The organism is Alteromonas sp. HB246098, from assembly GCF_054890645.1.
Genome location: NZ_JBTZUG010000004.1, coordinates 337049 through 360550, shown reverse-complemented (window position 1 = coordinate 360550; position 23502 = coordinate 337049). Strand labels below are relative to the sequence as shown.

Here is a 23502-nt window from a genome sequence, read left to right as displayed (position 1 = left end):
TGTGCGTGCCCTTTAATCGTAAGAGCACGCTTTTTTACGTGTGCTTTAGTTTTTGATAGTTTATCCGGCTAAACGGTCAAGAAGCATCATCACACGCTCGCTCGCCTGTTCCATTTCTATCAGTTTTGCATCTGCTTCTGCAATATTACCAGCTTGTTTTGCTCTTATTGCTGCAACACCACTACTATGCACTTTTGCGTGCGGTGCTTCAATCTCTCTAAAAGCTGTAGTTTGACCAATTGGGCTATTCGCGTTTTCATTGAACCATTGTCCTAAACGACAGCTCACATGATCACTGAAGTCAGCAACAGTCTTATTGCTGAAACCACAAAGCACTTCATAAACGCCAGACTTCCACACAACGTGATCTAACTTTACAGTTTGGATGAACGTAGCCATTGCGCCTTCACTAATGGTTGTCTTCATGCTGTCGCAATGTTGCACCATAGTCTCGTAACTACTATTAAGCTGGTTAATGCCTGTTTCTAACTCTTCATTGTTTCCACGCAGTTCGTTCACGCCTGACACCGCTTTCGATGTTGATTGGATAATGCCGTTTACAAGCTCTGATACTTCTGTGGCAGACTTATTCGTTTCCGTTGCCAACGCTCGTACTTCATCAGCTACAACGCTAAAGCCTCGTCCAGCATCACCTGCACGGGCCGCTTCAATTGCTGCATTTAAGGCAAGTAAATTAGTTTGATCAGAAATGCTGGTGATAGTGGTTACAAACTTATTGATATTGTCAGCTGTAGTAGACAGACCAGAAATACGCTCGCTCATACTTCCCATCTGAACATTCAGGCCGCTCATGTCAGATACAATCTTGCTCAATGTAGAGGCCGATTCGCTAAATAAATCATTTATATCAACAATAGACTGATTCTCGGCATTAATGCGTTCGTAGGAACGTAAAACCGTTTCGCGAACGCCCTCAACCTGTGACAGTGAATCTACTAAACATTTAACTACAGTGGCATTGGCAGATGACGCTTCTTCGTTGTGCGCAGTCTCTAAAGCCGTAGTCAGCTCAGCATTTTCGGCCTCAAGCAAAGACACTCTGTCTAACGTTTCTTGAAGTCGCTTTTCTAATAGCTGAACTTGCGCTTCTTTTTCTTCGAATTTACTGCGTGATACAAACATGTGGAGATACCGATTATTTTTATAGAATTATTTTGCTCAGACTAACAGAGGTTATATCGTCTTAGCCATTAGTCTGAAGTAGCGTTATTGTTTGATTATCGGCAGAAAATTATAAAACTGAGGGGATAAATTAAACTATTATCTCTGTTTTTAGTTTGCAGGCAGTAAATGTGGTGGTAGAGGTGCACGACGAGCGCTTTTTTTAGGTCCATACCAGGTTGATAGGTAATCTAATATCATTGGTTCTGCGTCACCCAGTGGCCACAGTTTCTGCGTTTCTTGCATCCAGCGAATAGTCTCAAGCCACCTTTCACGGCTCATGGCATTCTGAGTAATAAGAGAAGTCGAGTGACAGGCACTGCAATGGGCTAACACTAAGTTGAAGCCTTCTGCTTTTATAAGACCTGACTGAGGATCGACGTCATGCTGCACGTGCTCTTTTGATGAACTTACCATGCTCATCCTTTTATTAGTCTCGGTATCGGCTGCTGCTACGGATATGTGAAGCCCCCCTATTAAGGCGATAAGTCGAACGGCTATGCAAACCATACCCAGTGCCCCATTCCCCTTAATATACATAAAATCTCGCACTCCTCTACCTACACCACACGCACAGCGATACGATGACAGGCATTGTTTAAATACCCTTTTGGATTCCATCCAGGTAGCACCATAGGCTGTGACTTTCCATGCTCATCTTGTGCTTTAGCCCATACTTCGTAATAGCCCTGCTGGGGGAAGTTTATCTGTGTGCTGAACTGCTGCCAAGCGTGTCTGTTTGCCGGTGCGTTCAGCTGAGCAAGATGCCAAGTTTGGCCAAAATCAATAGAGGTAAACACCTTGGCAATTTTGCCCTCACCACTCCATGCATGTCCCCGAACGGTTAGCTTTTCTTTGAGAGAGTGATCGCTGCCAGACTTTGGAAAGGTAATAAGCGACTTAACTGGCATAGCTTCTATAATACACATGTCTTCGTCGGCAACTTTCGCGCCAGGCGCAACAGGTTTACATGGGACCCGATAGGCTTTACCCAGCATTTTTGCACCGTCGTGCACGCGGTCTCGAATTACTATTTTCTTAAGCCACTTACCTGACGTTGATGCAGGCCAGCCACCAAATACCAGCCGCAGCGGGAAGCCGTTCATCAAGGGAAGCGGTTCATCATTCATTGCCCACGCGATTAACGACTCGTCCTCCATCGCTTTTTCGATGGGCACGCCACGAGAAATAGCCGCTTTGCCCGGTGTTCGGCTTAAATGCTGATCATCACCGTAATAGCCAATGTAAACCGCGTCTTCCTTTACGCCCACTGCTTTTAGCACGTCTTTTAGCCTCACTCCTGTCCAGCGTGGGCAGCCTACTGCTCCTGTCGTCCACTGGTTACCGGTAGCGGCCGGTGAGAACTCGGCCCGCCCATTTCCGCCACACTCAAGTGTTAGCTGATAGGTGTAATGCTTAAATTGAGCTTTTAGTTCTTCAAGGGTAAAGGTTTTTGACTGTGCTGCAGACTCCCCTTCAATAGTAAGCGTCCAGCTGTTTGCATCGGGCGCTTGCGGGGGAATACCGTTATTTCTTACAAAGAAGCGTGAAGCAGGTGTGACTGAATCATCCAATAGGTGTGCTGGTGTTTCTGCGTTTAATGGTCTGTCATTGAGTATGGTTAAACCGTCTTTACCTTTAATAGAAAAAGGCGTGTCGGCCTGCGCAAATGCTGCAGGAATGAGGCCCGCTGGCATAAATTGCCCGTACACCACTTCGGCACCGAGTAGCAAAGACAGTGACTTTAAACCTTTGATAAAGCCTCGGCGAGTCAGTGTATTGCTGGTTCTTTGAAAAACCTGCTCGTCGGCTTTTACAGGGTCTTTGGCATAAAGTTCGTGAAGGCCGCGTTTTTTCACTTAGATCACCTTATCAGTACAAACGATTTTTATTTAAAGCATACTGCTGCAAAATGATGAATAGCCTTTACATGGTGTAAAGAAAACCGAGAATAAGCAGTGCAATCCAAAGGGTTTCAGCCACTATCATGACTATGGGAAGCATGCCGACTTCGGCAAGCTTTCCTAAGTTTGATTTCATGCCGATTGCAGTAATGGAAACAACTAAAAAGAAACGAGAAACCTGCGTGCCTGCATCAATCACAAATTCAGGTAACGATACAAAGCTATTGAGCAACATTAATGCAATAAAACCGATAAGAAACAGAGGCATTTTAGGTACTTCACCGCCTTCTGCTTGGGTACTGGCTTTATAGAATCTTTTAATGACAAGCATCATGATCAGTACCACCGGCATCAGCATGGCTACGCGCACCAACTTGGTAAGGGTCGCCATATCACCCGCGTTTTCTGACACCGAGTAACCTGCCCCTACCACTTGGGCCACGTCGTGAATTGTACCGCCAAGAAAGATACCAGCTTCGGTATCTGTCATTTCTAGCTGCCCCGCTATTATGGGATAAAGCACCATGGCGATAGTGGACATAGCCGTTACACCTATAACGGTGAGTAGCGTATCTCGCTCGTGGTTTTCACCTTTTGGCAGTATGGTAGAGATGGCTAACGCAGCAGAAGCACCGCAAATAGCGACGGAGCCGCCAGTAAGTGCACCAAAGCGTTTTTGAAGTCCCAGCGCTTTTGCCAAGCCTACGCCCAAAACAATGGTCGTAAAAATGGCGCCAGCAAGCATGAGCGCTGTTTGCCATCCTAGTACTGCCAAGTCACCTAGCGCTATTCTTAAGCCCAGTAAAACCACACCCGCGCGAAGCAAGGTACTTGCGGTAAAGTCGATACCGCACGCGCATGGCGTATCGTTTTGGTATAAAAACGAAACTGCCATGCCTAACAGTAACGCAAACAACATAGCAGGGGCATTGTAGTGCTCACTTAAAAACAAGGCCGCCATGCCCGTGATGGTAGCAATACCCAGCCCAGGCCAAATGTTTTTACATTTTACTGCTATGTCATTCATTGCATTAACGCTCTGAAGCAACCAATGCCACAAGCACTACACGCTTGCGATCGCCAGAGTAAGGGCGACGACCATGCATCGCACGATAGTTATCGACAATTGCCACGTCCCCGTCTTGCCACTCTAAATCAAACGTGAAGTCTTCAGAAAGCTCAGCAATACGCTCTAGCCCTTCTTTTGGGATAGCGCTGCCGTCACCAAACGTAATGGCTGAAGATGGGTTCTCGCGAACGCCTTTCCAGCCCATGTAAGCTGCAATAAGCTGGTTGTAGAATACTTCAGAACCGTCATCCAATTCGATTACCGCAGGAAGTACAGGTGTAATCGCTTTTAAGCTACCATCTTCTAACCATTCCCAGCTGTAACCGAGTTCTTTGAGCTTAGCTTCACCTTCTTCTACAGTTTTAACACTTAACGTGCTTTTCCAGCTTCGGCCCTGCCCTGAATTGATGTCATTAGCGGCAGGCATAGTGGTGGTGTACTTCAGACCTTTTTCTTTAAAGTCCCTTGCCAGTTCAGGGTTTTCCGCCTTCAATGCTTCAAACAGTTTGTCTGAACGACACAGCGGCGTAGCACCGCCCTCATCTGCTGCAGTTTTGCAAAAAAAGAAAAGCTTACTTGGAGAAATAGGTGTTTGAGCCATTTCGTGATGAAGGAAAATCTCCACATCTTTAGGTGCTTCGTTAGCAGTAAATACACGTTCGGTGTAGTTAATGCGCACCGCGTTAGACAGCGACTCTTGATAAGTAAAGTTAGGATAGCCGAAGCCTGCTGAAAAAACGTCAAAGGTCTCTGCTGAATCAAGAGGGAACCCTCTAAATAGCAGCGCACCTGATTTAGCAAGTTTTGCCTCAAGTTCTGCCTGATTCGCTTTAACAAAAGCAACCGTTTCCTCTACAGTGGAACAGCTTTCATTGTTCACGACTATTTCAGGGAACACGCCGCCGTTGTAGTTGTGCTGAGTAGGTACGCTTGCATACGCTACCGCAGAGCTGTCATTGACGTTTTTCATAGTTAACTCCTAGTCGTAAATGGGATGGAAACGATTAAAGGCAGCTTCGCAGAAGTGACCCGGATCGTTAAATCGACGATTCATGTTTAATGCTGAAATAGCCTGCATTTCACTTTCACTTAATGAGAAATCGAAAAGCGCCAGGTTCTCTTTCATGCGTTCTACTTTTGACGTTTTCGGAATAATCGCGTTGCCGCGCTGAATGCCCCAACGCAACACAATTTGCGCTGGCGTTTTACCGTGGGCTTTTGCAGCGGCTTTTACTACGTCCTGCTGAAGTACTGATTCAGTTTGGTCAGCCATTTCAAGCTCTAGGTATGAAAGCGCACCTAAAGGTGAGAACGCGGTAACATTTAAACCGTAGTCTTTTGCTAAACGAATTAAACGTTCTTGGGTAAGGTAAGGATGAGTTTCAATCTGTAGCATAGCTGGCTTAATGCGCGCGTAGCTCATTAGGTCATTAAGCAAGCCCGTGTTGTAATTACACACACCAATTTGTTTTGCTTTACCGCTATCTGCGAGCGCTTCCATGGCCTCCCACGTTTTATGAAGCGGCACAGGAGCAAGCTCCATCTTAGGTTCAGCTGCGTCAGGGTCGTAAAACCACTCTGGCGGATACCGTGTTTCAATTGGCACGAACTTTTGCGCAATAGGGAAGTGGATAAGATACAAGTCTAGGTAGTCTAGCTGTAAATCAGATAGCGTTTTTTCAAGCGCCAGTTCTACATGCTCTGGAGCGTGAAACGTATTCCAAAGCTTAGAGGTTACCCACAACTCTTCTCTGGTACACAGGCCTTCATCAATAGCGCGCTTAATGCCTTCGCCCACTTCTTTTTCGTTGCCATAGTCTGCTGCGCAGTCTAAATGGCGATATCCAGCTTTGATTGCTTGGTATGTTGTTTCAGCACAAATGGCAGTATCTACTTTCCAAAAGCCAAAACCTACCTCAGGTATCTTATTCATTGCTTCATTCACCTTAGAATTTGTTGCATTAAGTTAATTAGTTTTACTTTAACAGTATGCTCTTGTATAACTTCAGCTTCAAACTTTAGTCTTGTATAAGACATAAGTTATTACACAGGCACTCTCATGTCAACAAAGTGTTAACAAACTAAATTAAAAGATCGAGTTTGGCTTTTAGTGATGAGATTGGACAACACTTATACCCCGGTTTCGGGGGCGGGTATGTTAAGCGGACGTTTATCAATGCCCGCTTTTTAGGAAAGGGCAGTAATGTGAGCGGTAGAAAAGGCTTAGAGCAGACTAGCGGTGAAGCAAGTTAGTCAAGTTCAACTTGATAGTGATAGTGGTCGGTTCTGCATTTACTCTCTCGATACTCTATTAATTTGCCATCAATAGATTCTGTGACGCGAGTGACCAAAAGTAAGGGTGCTCCCTTTTCAATACCTAAGCTTTTCGCATCACTTTTTGACGCTAGAACGGCTTTTATGCTGTCACGGGTTTTAAACACGGTTTGGTTATAATCCGTTTGATAAAAGTGATACAAGGTATGTGGAATATCTTCGCGCTGGTGAATTTCGGGAAACATTTTGAATGGCAAAAATATCGTTTCTAGCATACAAAATTCGTTTTCAAGTATGCGTCTGCGTTTAAGCTTTACCGTTTTATCTTTTGCCGATAAAGCAAGAGCTGCTTGAACCGTTTCACTCGGCTCAACCAGCTCTTTACTGATGAGCTCTGCTTTAGGTAAATCGGCGCCTTTTCCGTCAGCTTGTAAGGGGAAAAAGCGAAACAATGCATCTTGAGCGGTGTGTTCAGAAACGAATGTGCCCACCCCTTGCCTGCGGGTTACAATTTTAGTATCGGTAAGAAGTGTTAACGCTTTGCGAACGGTTCCCTGACTCACTTTGAACTCGTCTGCAAGTTTAAACTCACTAGGCAGCATCTCACCGGGTTGCCATCGACGCTCAACAATAAGTTGCTTAATGTATTCAGCTACCTGTTGATACAGAGGCTGAAAAGCGAGACTTGGACCGCTGAGTTTGTGATCGAATTGAGATGAAGACATGAACCCTAACCTAAACGCTTAATTATTGTTTTTATATCATACACAAGAGTTATAGCGCATTTTTGACTTAAATCACATACATAGTAGGAATAACATACATGCCCTTGGAAACACTACTCCCCATGTTCGCCCTTTTAGGTCTTGCGACACTTCTGCAAACATTAAGTGGGTTTGGCTTTGGGCTTATGGTGGTGTCTAGCTTTACCTTGTTTGGTATTTTACCCCTCACAGCGACAACATTTATGGTAAGTTTTTTGAGCCTTTTTAACTCTGTTAGTCTGGTAGCAAGAAACACCGAACAAATAAACAAACGTGCTTTTACCATTCTCCTTCTTAGCGGTATTCCGTTTATGGGAATAGGATATGCGCTGTTGGAGTACTTATCCGTTGGTATGGCAACATGGCTTAACCTGTTGCTTGGTTTCGCTATTTTAAGCTGCTGTGGACTTTTATTGGTTAAAAGAAAACGGGGGCAGCCGTCTGGTAGTGCCTTTGGTTTTACCGTTGCGGGCGGTCTCGGCGGAATGTTAGGCGGGCTCTTCTCTACGTTCGGTCCGCCAGTGGTATTTCAGTGTTACAGACAAGCCTGGCCAATTAACGAAATTAGAATTACGCTTCTGGCCGTGTTTAGCATAACGTCGCTATTACGCTTGGCTATAATCCCCTTTGGTACTTTACCTTCGAGCGATGTTTTCCTTTCTGCTTTACTCGCTATCCCGGTGATCCTGATTTTCACAAGAATAGGACGAATGCTTGCGGCGCGGGTGCCCGCCGCTTCTGTGCGACTGTTAGCACTGACCATGCTCGCATTAAGTGGTGTGACGCTTATTATCAAAAATATCAGTGTCTAATGTCTCAACATAAACAAGAGAAAAGCATACTGTGGCGCAGCTTTGCTCTAATAATAGGGCCAGTGTAACTTCACTTAGACGTCTAAATAAAAAGACAGAGCCCCGATCTAAATCTTTATAATTTGATAATTGCAGATTGACACCCAAGTTACATTTCATTAACTTATGTCTTATATAAGACATCAAGGGTAATGTAGAAATGAGTAACGCTTTTTGTGTAACTGAACCAGATTGGAACGATATTGAAGCTGCTGACATCACCGAGCAGCCCTTTTTGTCTGACGATAAAACACTTATCGTCCCTACGCAATACGGTGAGTTGAGCTTAAGTATCAGCCAGTTTGGCTTACGCATTCAAAGTGACGTTAACGCCACTGATGACTTTGCTATGCTTACACAGTCGCCCCATAAGCAAACGTTAGTATATTCAGGTGACAAGTCGCACAGCACGCTTGTCGCTGGCAATTATCGTTTAGAGATTTTTGCTTCTCCTCTACATTTTAAGCTGTATAAAGATGATGTGCTTGTTCAACAAAGCGCTACCGACGGTCACTTTGTGCGCCAGCATCGTTTACCGCCCTTTGCTAAAACAGACAGCGGATGGTTAGTGAGCCTGGAACTTGGTTATGACGAGGCGGTTTACGGTCTTGGCGAGAAATGGGGTAAGCTTGATAAACGCGGCCAACTTATTCGTTCATACAATCACGACGCCCTTGGCGTAAACGCTGAGAAGTCGTACAAAAATACTCCGTATGCGTGGAGCCCTGAAGGTTGGAACCTTTTTGTACATACACCTGCACCTGTCACACATGGCGTAGGATATGCGCTCTGGTCACAGCGAGCGTATGTGTGCTTAGTAGAAGATAATCTTCTTGACGTATTTTTGTTCCACCAAGACTCTCCAGCCCAAAGCATTAAAACCTACAGTGAATTAACCGGCTTTGCCCCTACACCACCTACGTGGAGTTTAGGCGTGATTCTTTCTAAAGCGTATTATAAAGATGCTGATGAGCTGCTCGCCGTAGCCCGTAAAGTACGCGAAAAGAATATGCCCTGTGATGTAATTACCCTTGACGGTCGTGCATGGCAAGACACGGATACTCGCTTTGCTTTTGAATGGGACCCGAAGCGCTACGAAGACCCACAGCCGGTTATTGATGAGCTCAAAGCGTTAGGTTTTAAAATCTGTGTATGGGAATACCCCATGATTTCAGTGAAAAACCCTCTCTATAAAAAAGCTGCAGAAAAAGGCTGGTTGATAAAAGATAAGCGCACTGGCGAAGCGTATCGCTATGAATGGGACTTGAGCCCATTTGGGGAGGTGCTTACGCCACTGCCAGACTCAGGTATCTTAGACTTTACCCACCCAGAAGCTTATGAGTTTTGGAAAACCTCACACAAACCTCTATTTGACCTTGGTGTAGACATGATCAAGGCCGACTTTGGCGAGCAGCTAGAAGACGACAATATGCTGTCGTATAGCGGTGATTCCGGCAATCGCCTGCACAATGTTTACAGTATGCTCTACAACCGTTGTGTTTACGAAGCCGCAGAAGCTTACTGTAAAACAGGTCCATTCTTATTCAGTCGCTCAGCTTGGACGGGAAGCCAGCGCTATCCATCGCAGTGGGGCGGAGACCCGCAAGCCGATTGGCACGGCCTCGCGGCAAGTATACGTGGCAGCTTATCGTGGGGCATGTCAGGCGGACCCTTCTTTGCTACAGATATCGGCGGTTTTTACAAAGATACCCGAGATGCAGAGCTCTATGTACGTTGGGCGCAAGCATCAGTATTTAGCGCCCACATGCGATTACATGGTATTGGCCCTCGTGAACCCTGGTCTTACGGCGATGCCGCATCAAATGCTGTATTTGAGGCGCTGAAACTAAGATACAAACTTATTCCATACCTTAAAGAAACCGCAGAAAAAGCATCACAAACAGGGCTTCCAGTACAGCGCGCCATGGCGTTAGCCTTCCCTGACCAGCCCCTTTCTCATGGCTTTGAGCAGCAGTTTATGTGTGGTGATGATCTACTTGTTGTGCCTTGTGTCGTGCCAGGTGGAAAAATTAAGTACTACTTACCAAAAGGTGAATGGATACGTTTTGGTACCGATGAAGTGGTACAGGGTGAACAATACATAGAAGAGATATTGGCACTTAATGATGTTGCTGTATTCATTCAAAAAGGCAGTCGCATTGTCATGGGCCCAGATGTTCAACATACCGATATGGATATGTCGAACACCACACATTGGCCAGCGTAGCGCATAGGAGCAGTTCATGGATATCACCCTTACCCTATTCTCATGCATGGCATTTATGGCACTGGTTGCCGTTATTTCTTACATGAAAACAAAAGGGGAAGTAAACACGCAAGATGGTTACTTCCTTGCAGGAAGAGGGCTGACAGGCACTTTTATTGCTGGTTCCATGATCCTTACCAACCTCTCCGCAGAGCAGCTTATTGGCTTAAACGGCTCTGCCTTCGGCTATAACCTTAGCGCCATGGCGTGGGAAGTAACCGCAGGTATCTCTACCATAATTATGGCGCTTATTTTCTTACCCCGTTATTTAGCGGGGGCTTTTTCCACCCTACCAGAGTTTTTACGTGACCGCTTCGATGACAGCGTGCGTAGAATGACCGTAGTACTGTTTATGGTGGGCTACTCATTAGTGACTATTCCATCGGTACTTTATTCAGGCTCCATTGCAGTTTTGCGACTGTTCGATGTACCTGGCCTTTTCAACGTAAGCTATGAAGTAGGCTTAGTCATAACCATTGTGATCGTGGGAACCATAGGTGCGCTTTACGCTATTTTTGGTGGCTTAAAGGCCGTAGCCGTATCAGATACCATTAACGGTGTAGGCCTTTTAATTGTTGGCTTGCTAGTTCCTATACTTGGTTTAATTGCTTTAGGCGACGGAAGCTTTAGTGACGGCCTTTCAACCATTGCGACAACAGAAACAGAAAAGCTCAATGCCATAGGCGGCGCTAACGATCCAGTCCCCTTCGGTACTATTTTTACAGGTATGATATTAGCTAACCTATTCTATTGGGGTACAAATCAATACGTTATTCAACGAACCCTTGGTGCCAAAAACCTGGTTGAAGGTCAAAAAGGCGTGCTGTTTTCAGGCTACTTTAAAGTGCTTGTGCCTTTTATGATGATGCTACCTGGCGTTATTGCTTACCATCTATACCAGGATGAAAACCTACAAACTATCGACCTCGCTTACCCCCATTTGGTTAAAGACGTACTGCCACAGTATTTGTCGGGGTTTTTCCTAGCTGTATTGCTTGGTGCGGTGTTTAGCTCTTTTAATTCACTGCTTAACAGTGCTGCCACTCTATTTTGCTTAGACGTTTATAAGCCCTTCAAGAAAGATAAAGTGAGTGACGAAAAGCTAATACGCGTGGCTAAGATCACCAGTATCGTAATTGCTGTACTGTCTTTTATCACTGCGCCACTGCTTATGTTTGCACCTGAAGGCTTATGGCAAATTATTCGCATATTCACTGGGTTCTACAACATTCCTGTCATCACCATTGTGCTTGTGGGACTGTTTACTAAGAATGTGCCTGCCCTAGCCGCAAAAGTGGCAATTATCTTCCACGTAATCGCTTATGGGCTATTGAAGTTCGTGTGGGAAGTGGATATCAATTTCATTCACATATATGCCATTTTATTCGCTATAGAACTGACCATTATGTTAACTATAGGTAAACTGTATCCAATGGCGACGCCATGGCATTTTACGCCTAAGGCCGAAGTTAATATGACCCCATGGCGCTACGCTATCCCCTGCGCCATTGTGCTGGTAGGCCTTATCGCTACCCTGTATCTGATGTTCTCCCCAGTGGGCTTTGTAGGCGGGATCAGTAACGCCTTTATACCGGCTTTAGTTGGCTTGTGGGCAAGTTGTTTCGCCGCCATTGGCATTAGCCTTAAATGGTGGCGGGTAAAATACGAGCAAGGCCTAAAGCGCCTTGCTTCTCAGCCAGCTTAAAACGAACGCTTCGCTCCTGTATAGAAAAAACACAAAAAAGTTAACATAACGTTTGCAAACGACTTAACAATTGTTTAACTTAATTACTCTTATATAAGACATCAGACGAAAGATATCTTTTATAAAGACTGGTAATGACAAATCACATAGTGCGGCGTTTTAAATGATGCGCCTTGTGTAGCTAAAAAAAATAAAAAACCAAACACCGTCTACTTACAACGGTTGATATATCCGAAAAATGTTGGCCATTGTTAGTTAGAGCGAGATAAGCGAAATACCCTGGAGAACAACATGAATACAAAAAGATCGATCATCAGTAAGGCGGTAACCCTTGCTATGACATCTGGATTGCTGCTTAACGCAAATGCCTATGCGCAAGATGCAGAGACTGAACAAACCGAAGCTGCAAAAGACGATAAGTCATTCGAGCAGATTGTCGTAACCTCACAGAAACGTGTACAAAGTATTAGCGATGTTCCTGTAGCAGTATCAGTATTACGCGGTGACCAGATAGAGTCGGCTTTCGCAAATAATGTTGAGAATCTTCAGGCTCTCGTCCCATCGGTAAGTTTTCGTAAAGGTACCACAACCCGTAACTCTGCATTAACGGTTCGGGGTATTGGCACAATTTCATTTAGTATCGCAGCAGAGCCAAGTGTGGCAACAGTAGTAGATGGCGTCGTATTAGGCCGTTCTGGACAGGCTTTTGCCGACCTATACGACGTTGACCGTATTGAAGTTCTGCGCGGCCCACAAGGCACACTTTTCGGTAAAAACGCGTCAGCGGGCGTAGTAAATATTACTACAAAAGACCCGTCACAGGACTTAACAGGTAGCCTTTCTACTGAATTTTACCAAGACAACGAATACCGTTTAAAAGGCACAGTGAGTGGAGGTTTAACAGACGACCTTTCAGCTAGCTTGACCGTTTTCCAAGGTAAATTCGACGGTTATATCGACAACGTCTATAACAACGAAACAGTAAATGGCTACGACCGCGAAGGTGCACGGGCTGTCGTGCTTTACGAACCAACCAACGATTTAAAAGTTAAATTTATTAGCGAATTTTACAGTGCTGATGACGACTGTTGTGCCGATTTAGAAGGCGTATCAAGCGGTCGTAACCCAGACTCACAAGCAGCACCAAGCAGCGCAACCATTGCTGATGGTATTGATTTAGAACAGCGTCAAATTGACCATGATTTTGAGTCTCGTACCATCGACGACCATTCTGCCTTCTCTGTTCAGGTTGACAAGACCGTCGGCGATTATACTTTTACTTCAATCACAGCTCAGCGTTCATGGGAAAATACTGAATTCCGCGAAGGTGACTTCACGTCAATTGCTGGCGACAGCGACCAGCCTGTTTTCGGCGTACCGTTCCAACTGCACGATGTGGGTGAACAGGAGTGGAGCCAGTTTTCTCAAGAATTCCGTGTAGCCTCAAATCTAGCAGGCCCATTTAACTTCCTTGCGGGTATGTTCTACTGGAACATGGATTCTGAACGTAACTTTACACGAGATGCAAGCTGCCAAAACAATAATGGGCAGCTTGATCAGGCGCTATCTTTTTACGCAGAAAACAATTTATCAGGAGACGACCTAACCAACGCGCTATCAGACTTAGACGCCTATGCCGACTCACTGGGTGTGTCGTGTAACGCAAACGATATCGTTTCTGCCACTGCATTTATGAGCACCGAATTTAATAACTGGGCGGTATATGGCGATGGTACTTACGATTTGAGTGATGACATGCGCCTTATCTTCGGCCTTCGCTATACCGATGATGAAGTGTCTTATAAACATCGCCGCATTAGCAACGACGAATATGGACGTCGTGGTGTTGGTGTTCGCCCTGCTACCGAAAACACTGATGCCGAAGGCGTGGTAGATGAAACCAATCTGTCTGGACGTATTGGTCTTCAATACGACCTTGACCAAAATCAGATGGTTTATGCTACTTACTCGCAAGGCTACAAAGGCCCAGGTTTTAATGTTTACTATAACTTTAATCCAGACAACGACGGTCGTCCTATTGGCGCTGAAGAATCTGACGCTTTCGAGATAGGCTATAAATACGCAAGCCGCGACCTATTGTTAAACGTTGCTTTGTTTAGCACCGACATTGAAGGTTTCCAAGCGAATAACTTCGATTGTTCGGACGGTGCGTGTATTACACGTCTGACCAATGCCGGTGATGTGACAACACAGGGTATCGAGCTTGATATGATGTGGAACGCAACCGACAACCTTACGTTAATCGGTGGTGCTGCATACACGAAAGCAGAAATCGATGAGTTTAACTGTCCTGAACAAGCGACATGTACTGACCGTTCAGGGCTTGATGTTCCTTTCTCACCTGACATGAAATACTCGCTAAGCGCTGAATACTTTATGGAAACAGAGCACGGATTCGATGTTTACTATAACGCATCGTATATCTACACCGACGAGCAGTACTCTGACTTACCAGGCAATACGGGTGAATTTAATCCGCACTCATTGTTGCCTGACTACAGCATGCTTAATGCAAGCGTGAGTTTCTCATTCAAAGACGATGCATTCCGCGTATCTTTGATTGCTAAAAACTTACTTGATGAAAGCTATGCAACGACGTATAGCGGCGATAACTTCCGTTATCAAATCCCTCGCGACGCTGACCGTTACTACGGTGTAGCCTTCAAGGCACAATTCTAAATCTCTAAAGCGTGTGTTTAAAGGGGCGTGTATACGCCCCTCTTTTTTTGAGAGCGATAACTCAAGCGCTTAGGCAATTAGAAATACGATTAACTAACGGCTTCCTGTCCCTGCCTCTATTGCATGTTAATTTATCTCGTCGTGTTCATGATGATGAGAATGGGCATGCAAATGATCATTCTCATCACGGCATGGCTCTCCCGGTAGTTCGAACTCTACGGTTGTATGTGCAAGTGCAAATGGCGCTAGACGTTTATGAACCTCAGCTTTTAACTGACGTAACTTTTCATTGTCCACAGCACAATTGATGACGACATGAACGGTAAGCACATGTTGTTCACCATCTAAAGACCAAAAGTGTAAATGATGAAGCTCTTCAACATGCTCCATAGACAGCAACGCTTGGCTAATAGCCTTTCGCGTAGATACGTCAGGCACACCTTGTAAAAACAAAGACATTGTCTGCACAACGTATCTCACTACGTTTATTAATATAAAGAGGGTAAAACCTATCGATAATATTGGGTCGAGAATGGGCCATTCTACAAAGTGAAGTACAATAGCTACGACTAGCACCGCCACCCACCCCATCGCATCTTCAATTAAGTGCCAGTTAAGCACTTTCTCATTCATTGAGTGGCCGCCATGAAGTTTATAGGCCGCGAGGCCATTTACCATGATTCCCAATATAGCAAGTCCTATCATGCCTTCCGTTACAGGCATCTCTGGGTTATAGAGGCGGGGGATGGCCTCAGACATTACCCAAATTGAACCAAGTATTAAAATGAGACCGTTAATCATTGCTCCCATTAAACTTAGCCTTTTAAAGCCATAGGTATACTTTTCGGTAGAGGCTTTATGAGCAATTTTACTTAAGTACCAGGCTAACCCAATTGAGAGGGAATCGCCTAGGTCATGAACAGCGTCTGCCATTATAGCCACACTGTTAGTGAGCCAACCGCCGATAAACTCGATAATAGTAAACGTAAAGTTCAGCCAGAATGCCCATCCGATACGAGTGGAATCTTCCTTAGAAGAAGTAGTGTCGTCATGATGATGGTGATTGTGCATGGGCTATGCTCTTTCTAAACTATAAACAAAGCTTATCGTGAAGCACTATTTGGTGCGAGTGAAATACTCCAAACACCTTATTAACAACCAAGCCTTTCCATTTGTAAATGCTGAGTGAATCGCTAAAGCTATCTTTATAAAGAAAACTATTAACACCATCCAACCTACTGATAATATTTATATTTTCATATTTTTTAAGATAAATAACCATTCTACTAAATGTTAAAATTTTGAGAACAGTATTGATCTTTACGTGTCAGTGGCTTAATGTAATGTAAGCGCTTTCAAACAGCCATTTTTATTTGACCTATTTTGTAAGCGCTTACACAAGCTTTTTACGTGGCATTTGCCACAACATAAAAACCCAATTTCTTTTGATCAGGGCTGAAAACAATGACGAAAAAAGCATCTCAACTCTCGCGGATAGCAGCCGCGATCTCAGTCACAACCCTATTTGGCTGTGGAGGTGGAGCAACAACCTCTACAGATATCGACGTTGTTGACGCAACGGTTCCCGTTACCGACTGGGAGCTTGTTTGGAGCGACGAGTTCGACGGGAGCAGTATTAACGATGATAACTGGACTCATGAAGTAAACTGTGACGGTGGCGGTAACAATGAAGCTCAATGCTACACAGACAGTGAAGACAATTCATTTGTATCTGACGGTAGCCTTAAAATTGTTGCGCTGCCTGCCGAAGAAGGTGCGCCAAAACCGTATACGTCAGCCCGATTGATTACTCAGTATAAAGCCGATTTCAAATACGGCCGTTTTGAAATGCGCGCGAAGCTACCAGAAGGTCAAGGTAGCTGGCCTGCATTCTGGATGATGCCTACTGATTCAGTATATGGTGGCTGGCCGCGCTCTGGTGAAATCGACATTATGGAAGCGGTAAACCTGAAAGCAGCAGACGCAGACGGTAACCCTGAAAACCATATTTACGGCACCCTTCACTATGGTCAAGAATGGCCGAATAATGATAGCTCTGGTCAAGCGTATTCTCTTCCTGATGGTGCAAATCCAGCTGATGACTTCCATACCTACGCTATAGAGTGGCAGGAAGGTGAAATTCGCTGGTACATGGACGGCTATTTGTACGCTACTCAACGTCGCTCTGAAGTGCGCTATAACGCAAATGGTGATGCCACAGGTCTTTCTCATCGCGGTTGGTACACTGAGTACTTCGACCAAATTACTGGTGAACTAGAGACTCAGTGGAATAACGCCCCATACGATCAAGAATTTTTCATGATCCTCAACTTCGCTGTGGGCGGAAGCTGGCCTGAAGCAGTTAACGAAACAGGCATAGATGCAGATGCATTCGTAGACGGTCAAACGTTCGAAATTGACTACGTGCGCGTTTATGAGTGTGCCTCAGACCCTGAAACTGGTAAAGGTTGTGAGACTGTGCGCCCTGGTTACGACAGTGTAGATGATGCATTGGTTGAAGGCGCAGCTCCCATCCCGTCACCGCCTTCTACCGGCATTCCACAAGACTTAACCATTTTTGGTGGTACGCCTAACCCAAACTGGGCAGCTTGGGATTGCTGTGGTGGCTCTACGCCTCAACTTGTTGAAGATACTGAGCTAGGTCAAGTTTATGAATTTACCTTTGGCGCAGATCCTACGGTAGTCGGTTTTATCAGTCGCGATGCGTTTCTTACTGACCCAGAAGGTGAAGCCTCTCCATTTGATGCATCTCCCCTTGAAGGCATTGGTAGCTTAAAATTTGATTTAAAACTTGTTTCTGCACCTAATAACGCTGAAGCAAACTGGAACCTGAAAGTTGAAAGTACTGAAGCAACTACTGACGCCTCTTTTTCACTGATGAGCGGCTACGTTGGACCTTCAGATACTGCACCTGCTACACCGCAAGTGGGCGTATGGGAAAGCTATCAATTTCCTATCAGTATGTTTGCTGAAGCAGAACTAGATACCAGCGCCATTGATACCATTATGATTTTCCCTGACTGGGGCGCAGGTGAAGGTGCCGTTTATCAAATTACTAATGTAGAAATTTCACAGGACGGTGCGGTTGCATATCCTGAACTTACTATCTTCGAAGATGGCCAAAACCCTGACTGGCCCATGTGGGACTGCTGTGGAGGCTCTACGCCAACTGAAGAAATGGATAATGAAGAGCACGGTTTAACTGCAGAATTCCGTATTGGCGCTGAACCTACAGTAATGGGCTTTATTACTCGTTCTGCCGCTGGTGGTGGTGATACCCCATTTGATGCAACTGCCCTTACAGATGGTGGCCTTCTACAGTTTGATATGAGAGTAGTGAGCGCTCCTAACAATCCAGACTCTACGTGGCTATTTAAAGTTGAGTCTAACGATGCATCAACTGCGGTAGAACTACCATTAGCGGATAGCGTTGAAGGTCAAGCTCCTGTTGAAGGTGAGTGGCAGACATATACGTTCCCTATTTCAGATTTGCAGGCCCGTGGCTTAGATGTTAGCGCCATTGACGTCATTATGGTATTCCCTGCTTGGAGTACTGGTGAAGGCGCCGTGTATCGCTTAGACAACGTGAAAATATATCACCCGGACAGTGGGCAAGACGCGCCTTCAGCGTCTGGCATTACCTTGTTTGCAGACACTGCGGCAGACCAGTGGCGTATTTGGGATTGCTGCGGTGGTTCAACGCCTACCGAGGAAGTTGATGATGCAGACCACGGAACAGTTGCTGAGTTTCGAATTGGCGCAACGCCAACGGTAATGGGCATCATTGCTGATGACGGTCACTCTTACGACGCGTCAGCACTACTTACTGACGGTGCTGTGCGATTTGAAATGAAAGTAAGCTCGATGCCTAACAATGCATCAGCGCCTTGGTTGTTCAAAATTGAATCTATCAATGTGTCATCAGCCGTAGAACTTCCTATTTCAGCTAGCCTTGAAGGTGTAGACCCTGTTGAAGGCGAGTGGCAAACCTATACTTTCCCTCTTCAAACGCTTTATGACTTAGGTCTGGATATCAGTGCAATCAACGTCATCATGATGTTCCCTGCATGGGGCTCTGGTGAGGGCGCAGTATACCGCGTTGATAATGTTGAAATTGCAGCGCAATAGCAAAGCATGTGTCGTCTAAGCAGTGCTTAGGCGGCATACAAAATTGATAAGAATTAGTAGGGCAATTATGAAAAACACACCTTTTAAAAAGACCCAGCTTGCCACATCAATGGCTTTGTTGATGGGCTCTTCTCTTGTGCTACCCGCGTACGCTCAAGAAGCAGAAACAGCAACGCCCGCAGAAGGCGAAGTAGAAGTTATTCAAGTTAGCGGTATTCGCGGCAGTATGATCCGCTCAATGGACCTAAAGCGCAGTTCGAGCGGTGTAGTAGACGCCATATCAGCTGAAGAGCTAGGTAAATTTCCTGATACGAACCTAGCTGAAGCATTGCAACGCATTACCGGTGTAACCATTAGCCGAAATAACGGTGAAGGTAGCCAAATTACTGTTCGTGGTTTCGGCCCAGAATTCAATCTGGTAACCCTAAATGGCCGCCAAATGCCGGGTACCGGTTTTACCCGTTCTTTCGACCTTGCCAACCTTTCATCTGAAGGCGTAAGCACGCTAGAGCTTCAAAAAACTGCCCGTGCAGAAAACCCGAGCGGGGGCTTAGGTGCTACGGTAAATATCATTACTATGAAGCCGCTTTCTCAGTCAGGACAGAACGCGACTATTTCAGTAAAAGGTATTTACGATACGTCTAATGAAGCTGGTGACGATGTAACCCCTGAGATCGCAGGTGTTTACACCAATACTTTTGCTGATGATATGTTCGGATTCGGAGTATCATTTTCACACCAAGAGCGTGATTTCCAACAGCAGTCGGCTGCTATTCAAGGTTGGGTACTTCAAGAGAACGATGCTCTGCCTGAGCTAGATCCAAGCAACGTTGTTGACAACCGTACTAATATTACCGATGCGGCGTTCTTCCCGAAAGACATGAACTACAGCATTAATGATGTACAGCGCGAACGTTCAAATGGGCAAGTTACCTTCCAGTTCCGCCCTGTAGACGAGTTTACCGCGACGATAGACTACACCGCGTCTCGTGCAACTACCGGCACTAACAGTGTGGGTTGGGGTATTTGGAACAACTTTGGTGCTAACATCAATGCTTACGAGCTTGATGAAAATGGTACTGCTGTTTATGCAGATATCAGCGGCGATGACGGTTCATTTACCGCAAGCCGCAACACTACCCGCGTTGATGCACGTTCACTAGGTGTAAACTTAGACTGGATGGTAAATGACGATTGGCATTTCCGTTTGGATTACCATGATTCTTATAACAAAACCGACAATGGTTATGACGAAGGATTGGGTAGCGCTGGGCAGATCATTCTTGGTTCAAATCAATTAGATTCTAAAGTTTATGACTACCGTGAAGGTGAAATCCCTCAAGTCTATGTAAACTGGAATAACGGCACTAATGAAATTATGCCGGGCGAAATTGACTCTAACTTTAGTCAGTTCATCTATTCACCAGGACGTTCTGACATTGAGCAACTGCAGTTAGACGGTACTTGGTATAACTCTGCGTGGGATATTCCGCTTGTTAAAATTGATTTTGGTGTAGCACGCACAGAACAGTCTCTATCTGGCTTTACCGCATGGAGCGGACTACGCGGCGGACCTGGCTTTAGCCCGTCGTTCACGGAAATCTTCCCAGACAGTATGTTCGTTCGCAACGACACCTCAGGCTTCTTAGACGCCTTTGATGGTGGCGGCGCAAGTATGAACCCAGGCTATTACTACACCTTTGACTTTGATGAAGCTATTGCGCGTCAGCTTCAATTCATCACTGCTGACGTTGTGGGGGAAAGCAATGCGTATTCTATTGACCCATATTTCAGCGGTGATCCTTCGGTAAGCAATGTAGAAGAGACAACAGACTCAATTTACGTACAGACCGAGTGGGACTTTGACGTTAGCGATTACTACGTTCAAATTAACGCTGGTCTTCGCTACGAAGAAACTGAGGTACCTAGCACAGCTGAAGTTCGCGTACCTATTCAAGTGAACTGGGTTGCAGCTGGTGAGTGGATCACTGTTTTCCAAGACGGCGTTGAAGAGCAAGACTTTACCGGTAAGTATGATGTTCTTCTTCCAATGTTCGACGTAAAAGTTGATGTAACTGACGACATTGTTGCCCGCTTCTCTTGGGGTAAATCGATTACTCGTGCACCTATCGGTTTCTTACAAGGCGGACGTTCGTTTAGCGGCAGCCCTAAGATTGGTTCAAGAACCGTGTCTGAAGGTAGTACCGACCTTAAACCTTATGAGTCAACTAACTTAGACTTATCTTTCGAGTGGTACTACGACGAAGCGAGCTATGCGTCTGTGGGACTATTTAGAAAGTCGGTTAAAAACTACATCGATACGCAAGGTGCACTTGAAACCTTTGACGGACTGAATGACATCTACCTTGGTCCAAGATGGCAAGAAGCGGTATCTGCACTTGAAGCAGACGGGATTCAAGCCACCGACAGCAACATTTACGACTACTTCTTATCGGCAGGTTATGCTAACGAAGAAGGCGTTGTTGAGCCTAATTCAGATGACCCGCTTATTGAGTGGAACGTAGTGAAGCCTCGTAACCTTAACGAATCAAAAACCGTTGAAGGTATCGAGCTTGCTGTTCAGCATACGTTTGGTGAAACAGGCTTTGGTTTTGGTGCTAACGCAACACTGGTTGACGGTGACGTAGAGTACGACCCATACAACCTAGAACAGCAAAACCCGCTAGTAGGTATCAGTGATTCAGCAAACTTCCAAGTGTTTTACGAGAAGGAAGGTTTGTCTGTAAAAGTTACTTACGCATGGCGTTCAGACTATGTTGTTGGTATTGGTCAAGCGCAAGGTTCATCAGATAACCCAGCTACCCAGTTCGACACCTTTGGTCAAGTTGATGCCAGCATCAACTACGATGTAAATGAGCACCTAACGGTGTTCCTAGAAGGTGTAAACATCAACGACGAAACCGAGCGTGGTTACGGCCGATTTGAAGAGCAATTCTTATTTGCCCGTCAGTATGGCCCTCGCTACACGCTAGGTGCTAGATACAGCTTCTAAGTTTAGTAAGCACTTACGATAAGGGCCTTTTTTAAGGCCCTTTTTTATTCATGACCGTTGTCATCGATACAAATAGCTTAGTAAACCAATTACTAAGCTTTTGTTAATCAGTCATGGGTGTGCCGTCTTTGTTAAACTTCGCAATTGCGGCGCCGGACGTTTTCCACTGTTCTCGTTCTTCGTCTGTGGCTTTAGGTGAGAACCAGCCAACGAAGGCATAGAATATGCCTATCAGGGGAGCCGTCCAACATGCGAAAGCAAGAGGGATATACAGCAAGTTTTCCAAGTTGGCACCTGAAATACCAAGGCCGAGTGCGGATATTACAAAGGCACCACCGGCATTCCAAGGTATAAGCGGAGACATTAGCGTTCCTCCCTCTTCAATACCGCGTGACAGATTGAGGGTGGAGTAGCCCATGCCACGGTAAACAGGAGAATACATCCTTCCAGGTAAAGCAACCGATAGATATGGGTCGCCTGCCACTAGATTAGTAGAAAAGGCAGTGCCAACAGCCGCAACCTGTGTACCGGCAAAGGTCTTTGCTTTGCTTTTGATTGCGTTAATGATGCTTCGTAAGCATCCCGTAGTTTCTAACGCTCCGCCGAAACCAAGGGCAATAAGCACCAAGGAGATGGTCCACATCATAGACTGAACACCACCGCGATTGAGCAAGCTATCTATTTCAACAATATTGGTATTAATGGAGTAGCCGTTATTTGCATAATCGAATACGGCCTGCAGGCTTTGCCCCTGCATAAACATGGCAAATACACCTCCAATTACAGCACCGGCAAACAGTGCAGGAAGTGGCGGAATTTTCTTTAAGGCTAACCCCATAACCACTAACGCAGGCAGTAGTGCCCAGCCCGAAATCGTAAAATTATCTTCCAGCGCTGTGGTTATGCCTGCAATCTTTGCGAATGAAACGCTTTGAGCATCGATGACAAAGAAGCCTACACCCAGATAAATTAAAAATGCTATTACCATGGCGGGGATGGTTGTTGCCATCATATTTTTTATATGTGAAAACACATCCGTACCGGTTACTGCTGGGGCAAGGTTTGTGGTATCTGACAGTGGTGAAACTTTATCACCAAAGAAAGCACCAGAAACCACCGCTCCTGCAGTCCAGTACATGGGTATATCGAAGCCCTCGCCAATGCCCATTAATGCTAAACCAACAGTGCCTACGCTCCCCCAACTTGTACCTAGCGAAACGGAAACCACTGCGCAGATAACCATACCGGCAGCCAGAAAGATTTGGGGAGAAAGAGTCTTTAGTCCATAGTAAATAATAGTAGGTACAGTGCCGCTGGCTATCCAAATTCCTATGATCATTCCAACAACAATAAGAACGCTTACCGACGGTAAGGCCACATGGATTACCTTAAAAATACCTGCCCGTACTTCTTCCCATGTCAGGCCAAGATAAGTCCCCACAAAACTGGTCAATGCTATGCCAATAGCAAGCGGTATATGAGGCTCAAACACGCCGAAGTAGAAGATCTGCATACCCAATATCAAAAGGGTTAAGATAACGGGTGTCAAAGCGAGATAAAGATGGGGTGCAGGCGTTTTTTCATTTGTCATATTACTACCCTGTAAATAAACATGTGAAGTGAAC

Annotated in this window: 15 protein-coding genes; 6 read left to right on the top strand and 9 right to left on the bottom strand. The window is 45.4% G+C overall.

Annotation, left to right across the window (positions count from 1 at the left end; genetic code table 11):
* Positions 1-60: 60 nt before the first annotated feature.
* The 7 genes from ACYTPF_RS11560 to ACYTPF_RS11530 form a co-directional block, all read right to left on the bottom strand.
* Entirely contained in the window at positions 61-1143 is a 1083-nt protein-coding gene (locus tag ACYTPF_RS11560) for a methyl-accepting chemotaxis protein (protein ID WP_461852298.1), read from the bottom strand.
* A 150-nt stretch (positions 1144-1293) separates the two neighbouring features.
* The gene (locus ACYTPF_RS11555; RefSeq protein WP_423077617.1) at positions 1294-1605 is read right to left on the bottom strand and encodes a hypothetical protein; all 312 of its coding nucleotides are present in this window, start codon (positions 1603-1605) and stop codon (positions 1294-1296) included.
* A gap of 137 nt (positions 1606-1742) precedes the next feature.
* Positions 1743-3041, bottom strand: coding sequence for a sulfite oxidase (locus tag ACYTPF_RS11550; RefSeq protein WP_461852297.1), 1299 nt, complete (start codon positions 3039-3041; stop codon positions 1743-1745).
* Between the two features lie 67 nt (positions 3042-3108).
* Positions 3109-4113: a YeiH family protein gene (locus ACYTPF_RS11545; RefSeq protein ID WP_461852296.1), complete on the bottom strand. Its 1005-nt coding sequence runs from the start codon at positions 4111-4113 to the stop codon at positions 3109-3111.
* Between the two features lie 4 nt (positions 4114-4117).
* Positions 4118-5125, bottom strand: coding sequence for a TauD/TfdA family dioxygenase (locus ACYTPF_RS11540; RefSeq protein WP_461852295.1), 1008 nt, complete (start codon positions 5123-5125; stop codon positions 4118-4120).
* Positions 5126-5134: 9 nt separating this feature from the next.
* Complete coding sequence (locus ACYTPF_RS11535; protein ID WP_461852294.1) at positions 5135-6088, bottom strand: aldo/keto reductase; 954 nt, start codon at positions 6086-6088, stop codon at positions 5135-5137.
* 316 nt (positions 6089-6404) lie between these two features.
* The gene (locus tag ACYTPF_RS11530; RefSeq protein WP_179984874.1) at positions 6405-7154 is read right to left on the bottom strand and encodes a GntR family transcriptional regulator; all 750 of its coding nucleotides are present in this window, start codon (positions 7152-7154) and stop codon (positions 6405-6407) included.
* Positions 7155-7252: 98 nt separating this feature from the next.
* Here ACYTPF_RS11530 and ACYTPF_RS11525 point away from each other — a divergent pair, with 98 nt between their 5' ends.
* The 4 genes from ACYTPF_RS11525 (at position 7253) to ACYTPF_RS11510 (ending at position 14715) form a co-directional block, all read left to right on the top strand.
* Positions 7253-8005 carry a TSUP family transporter gene (locus ACYTPF_RS11525; protein ID WP_461852293.1) on the top strand — a complete coding sequence of 251 codons (753 nt, stop codon included), beginning with the start codon at positions 7253-7255 and terminating at the stop codon, positions 8003-8005.
* 199 nt (positions 8006-8204) lie between these two features.
* On the top strand, positions 8205-10271 hold the full coding sequence (locus ACYTPF_RS11520) for a glycoside hydrolase family 31 protein (RefSeq protein ID WP_461852292.1): 2067 nt from the start codon (positions 8205-8207) through the stop codon (positions 10269-10271).
* A 16-nt stretch (positions 10272-10287) separates the two neighbouring features.
* The gene (locus ACYTPF_RS11515) at positions 10288-12015 is read left to right on the top strand and encodes a solute:sodium symporter family transporter (protein WP_461852291.1); all 1728 of its coding nucleotides are present in this window, start codon (positions 10288-10290) and stop codon (positions 12013-12015) included.
* A 291-nt stretch (positions 12016-12306) separates the two neighbouring features.
* Positions 12307-14715, top strand: a complete 2409-nt coding sequence (locus ACYTPF_RS11510) for a TonB-dependent receptor (RefSeq protein ID WP_461852290.1) — start codon at positions 12307-12309, stop codon at positions 14713-14715.
* A gap of 126 nt (positions 14716-14841) precedes the next feature.
* Here the strand turns inward: ACYTPF_RS11510 and ACYTPF_RS11505 are convergent, their stop codons facing one another.
* Positions 14842-15786: a cation diffusion facilitator family transporter gene (locus tag ACYTPF_RS11505; protein ID WP_461852289.1), complete on the bottom strand. Its 945-nt coding sequence runs from the start codon at positions 15784-15786 to the stop codon at positions 14842-14844.
* Between the two features lie 393 nt (positions 15787-16179).
* Here ACYTPF_RS11505 and ACYTPF_RS11500 point away from each other — a divergent pair, with 393 nt between their 5' ends.
* Both ACYTPF_RS11500 and ACYTPF_RS11495 read left to right on the top strand, forming a co-directional pair.
* The gene (locus ACYTPF_RS11500) at positions 16180-18864 is read left to right on the top strand and encodes a family 16 glycosylhydrolase (RefSeq protein ID WP_461852288.1); all 2685 of its coding nucleotides are present in this window, start codon (positions 16180-16182) and stop codon (positions 18862-18864) included.
* Positions 18865-18931: 67 nt separating this feature from the next.
* Complete coding sequence (locus ACYTPF_RS11495; RefSeq protein ID WP_461852287.1) at positions 18932-21877, top strand: TonB-dependent receptor; 2946 nt, start codon at positions 18932-18934, stop codon at positions 21875-21877.
* A gap of 103 nt (positions 21878-21980) precedes the next feature.
* Here ACYTPF_RS11495 and nhaC read toward each other — a convergent pair whose 3' ends face one another.
* The gene (nhaC, locus tag ACYTPF_RS11490) at positions 21981-23468 is read right to left on the bottom strand and encodes a Na+/H+ antiporter NhaC (RefSeq protein ID WP_461852285.1); all 1488 of its coding nucleotides are present in this window, start codon (positions 23466-23468) and stop codon (positions 21981-21983) included.
* Between the last annotated feature and the right edge of the window lie 34 nt (positions 23469-23502).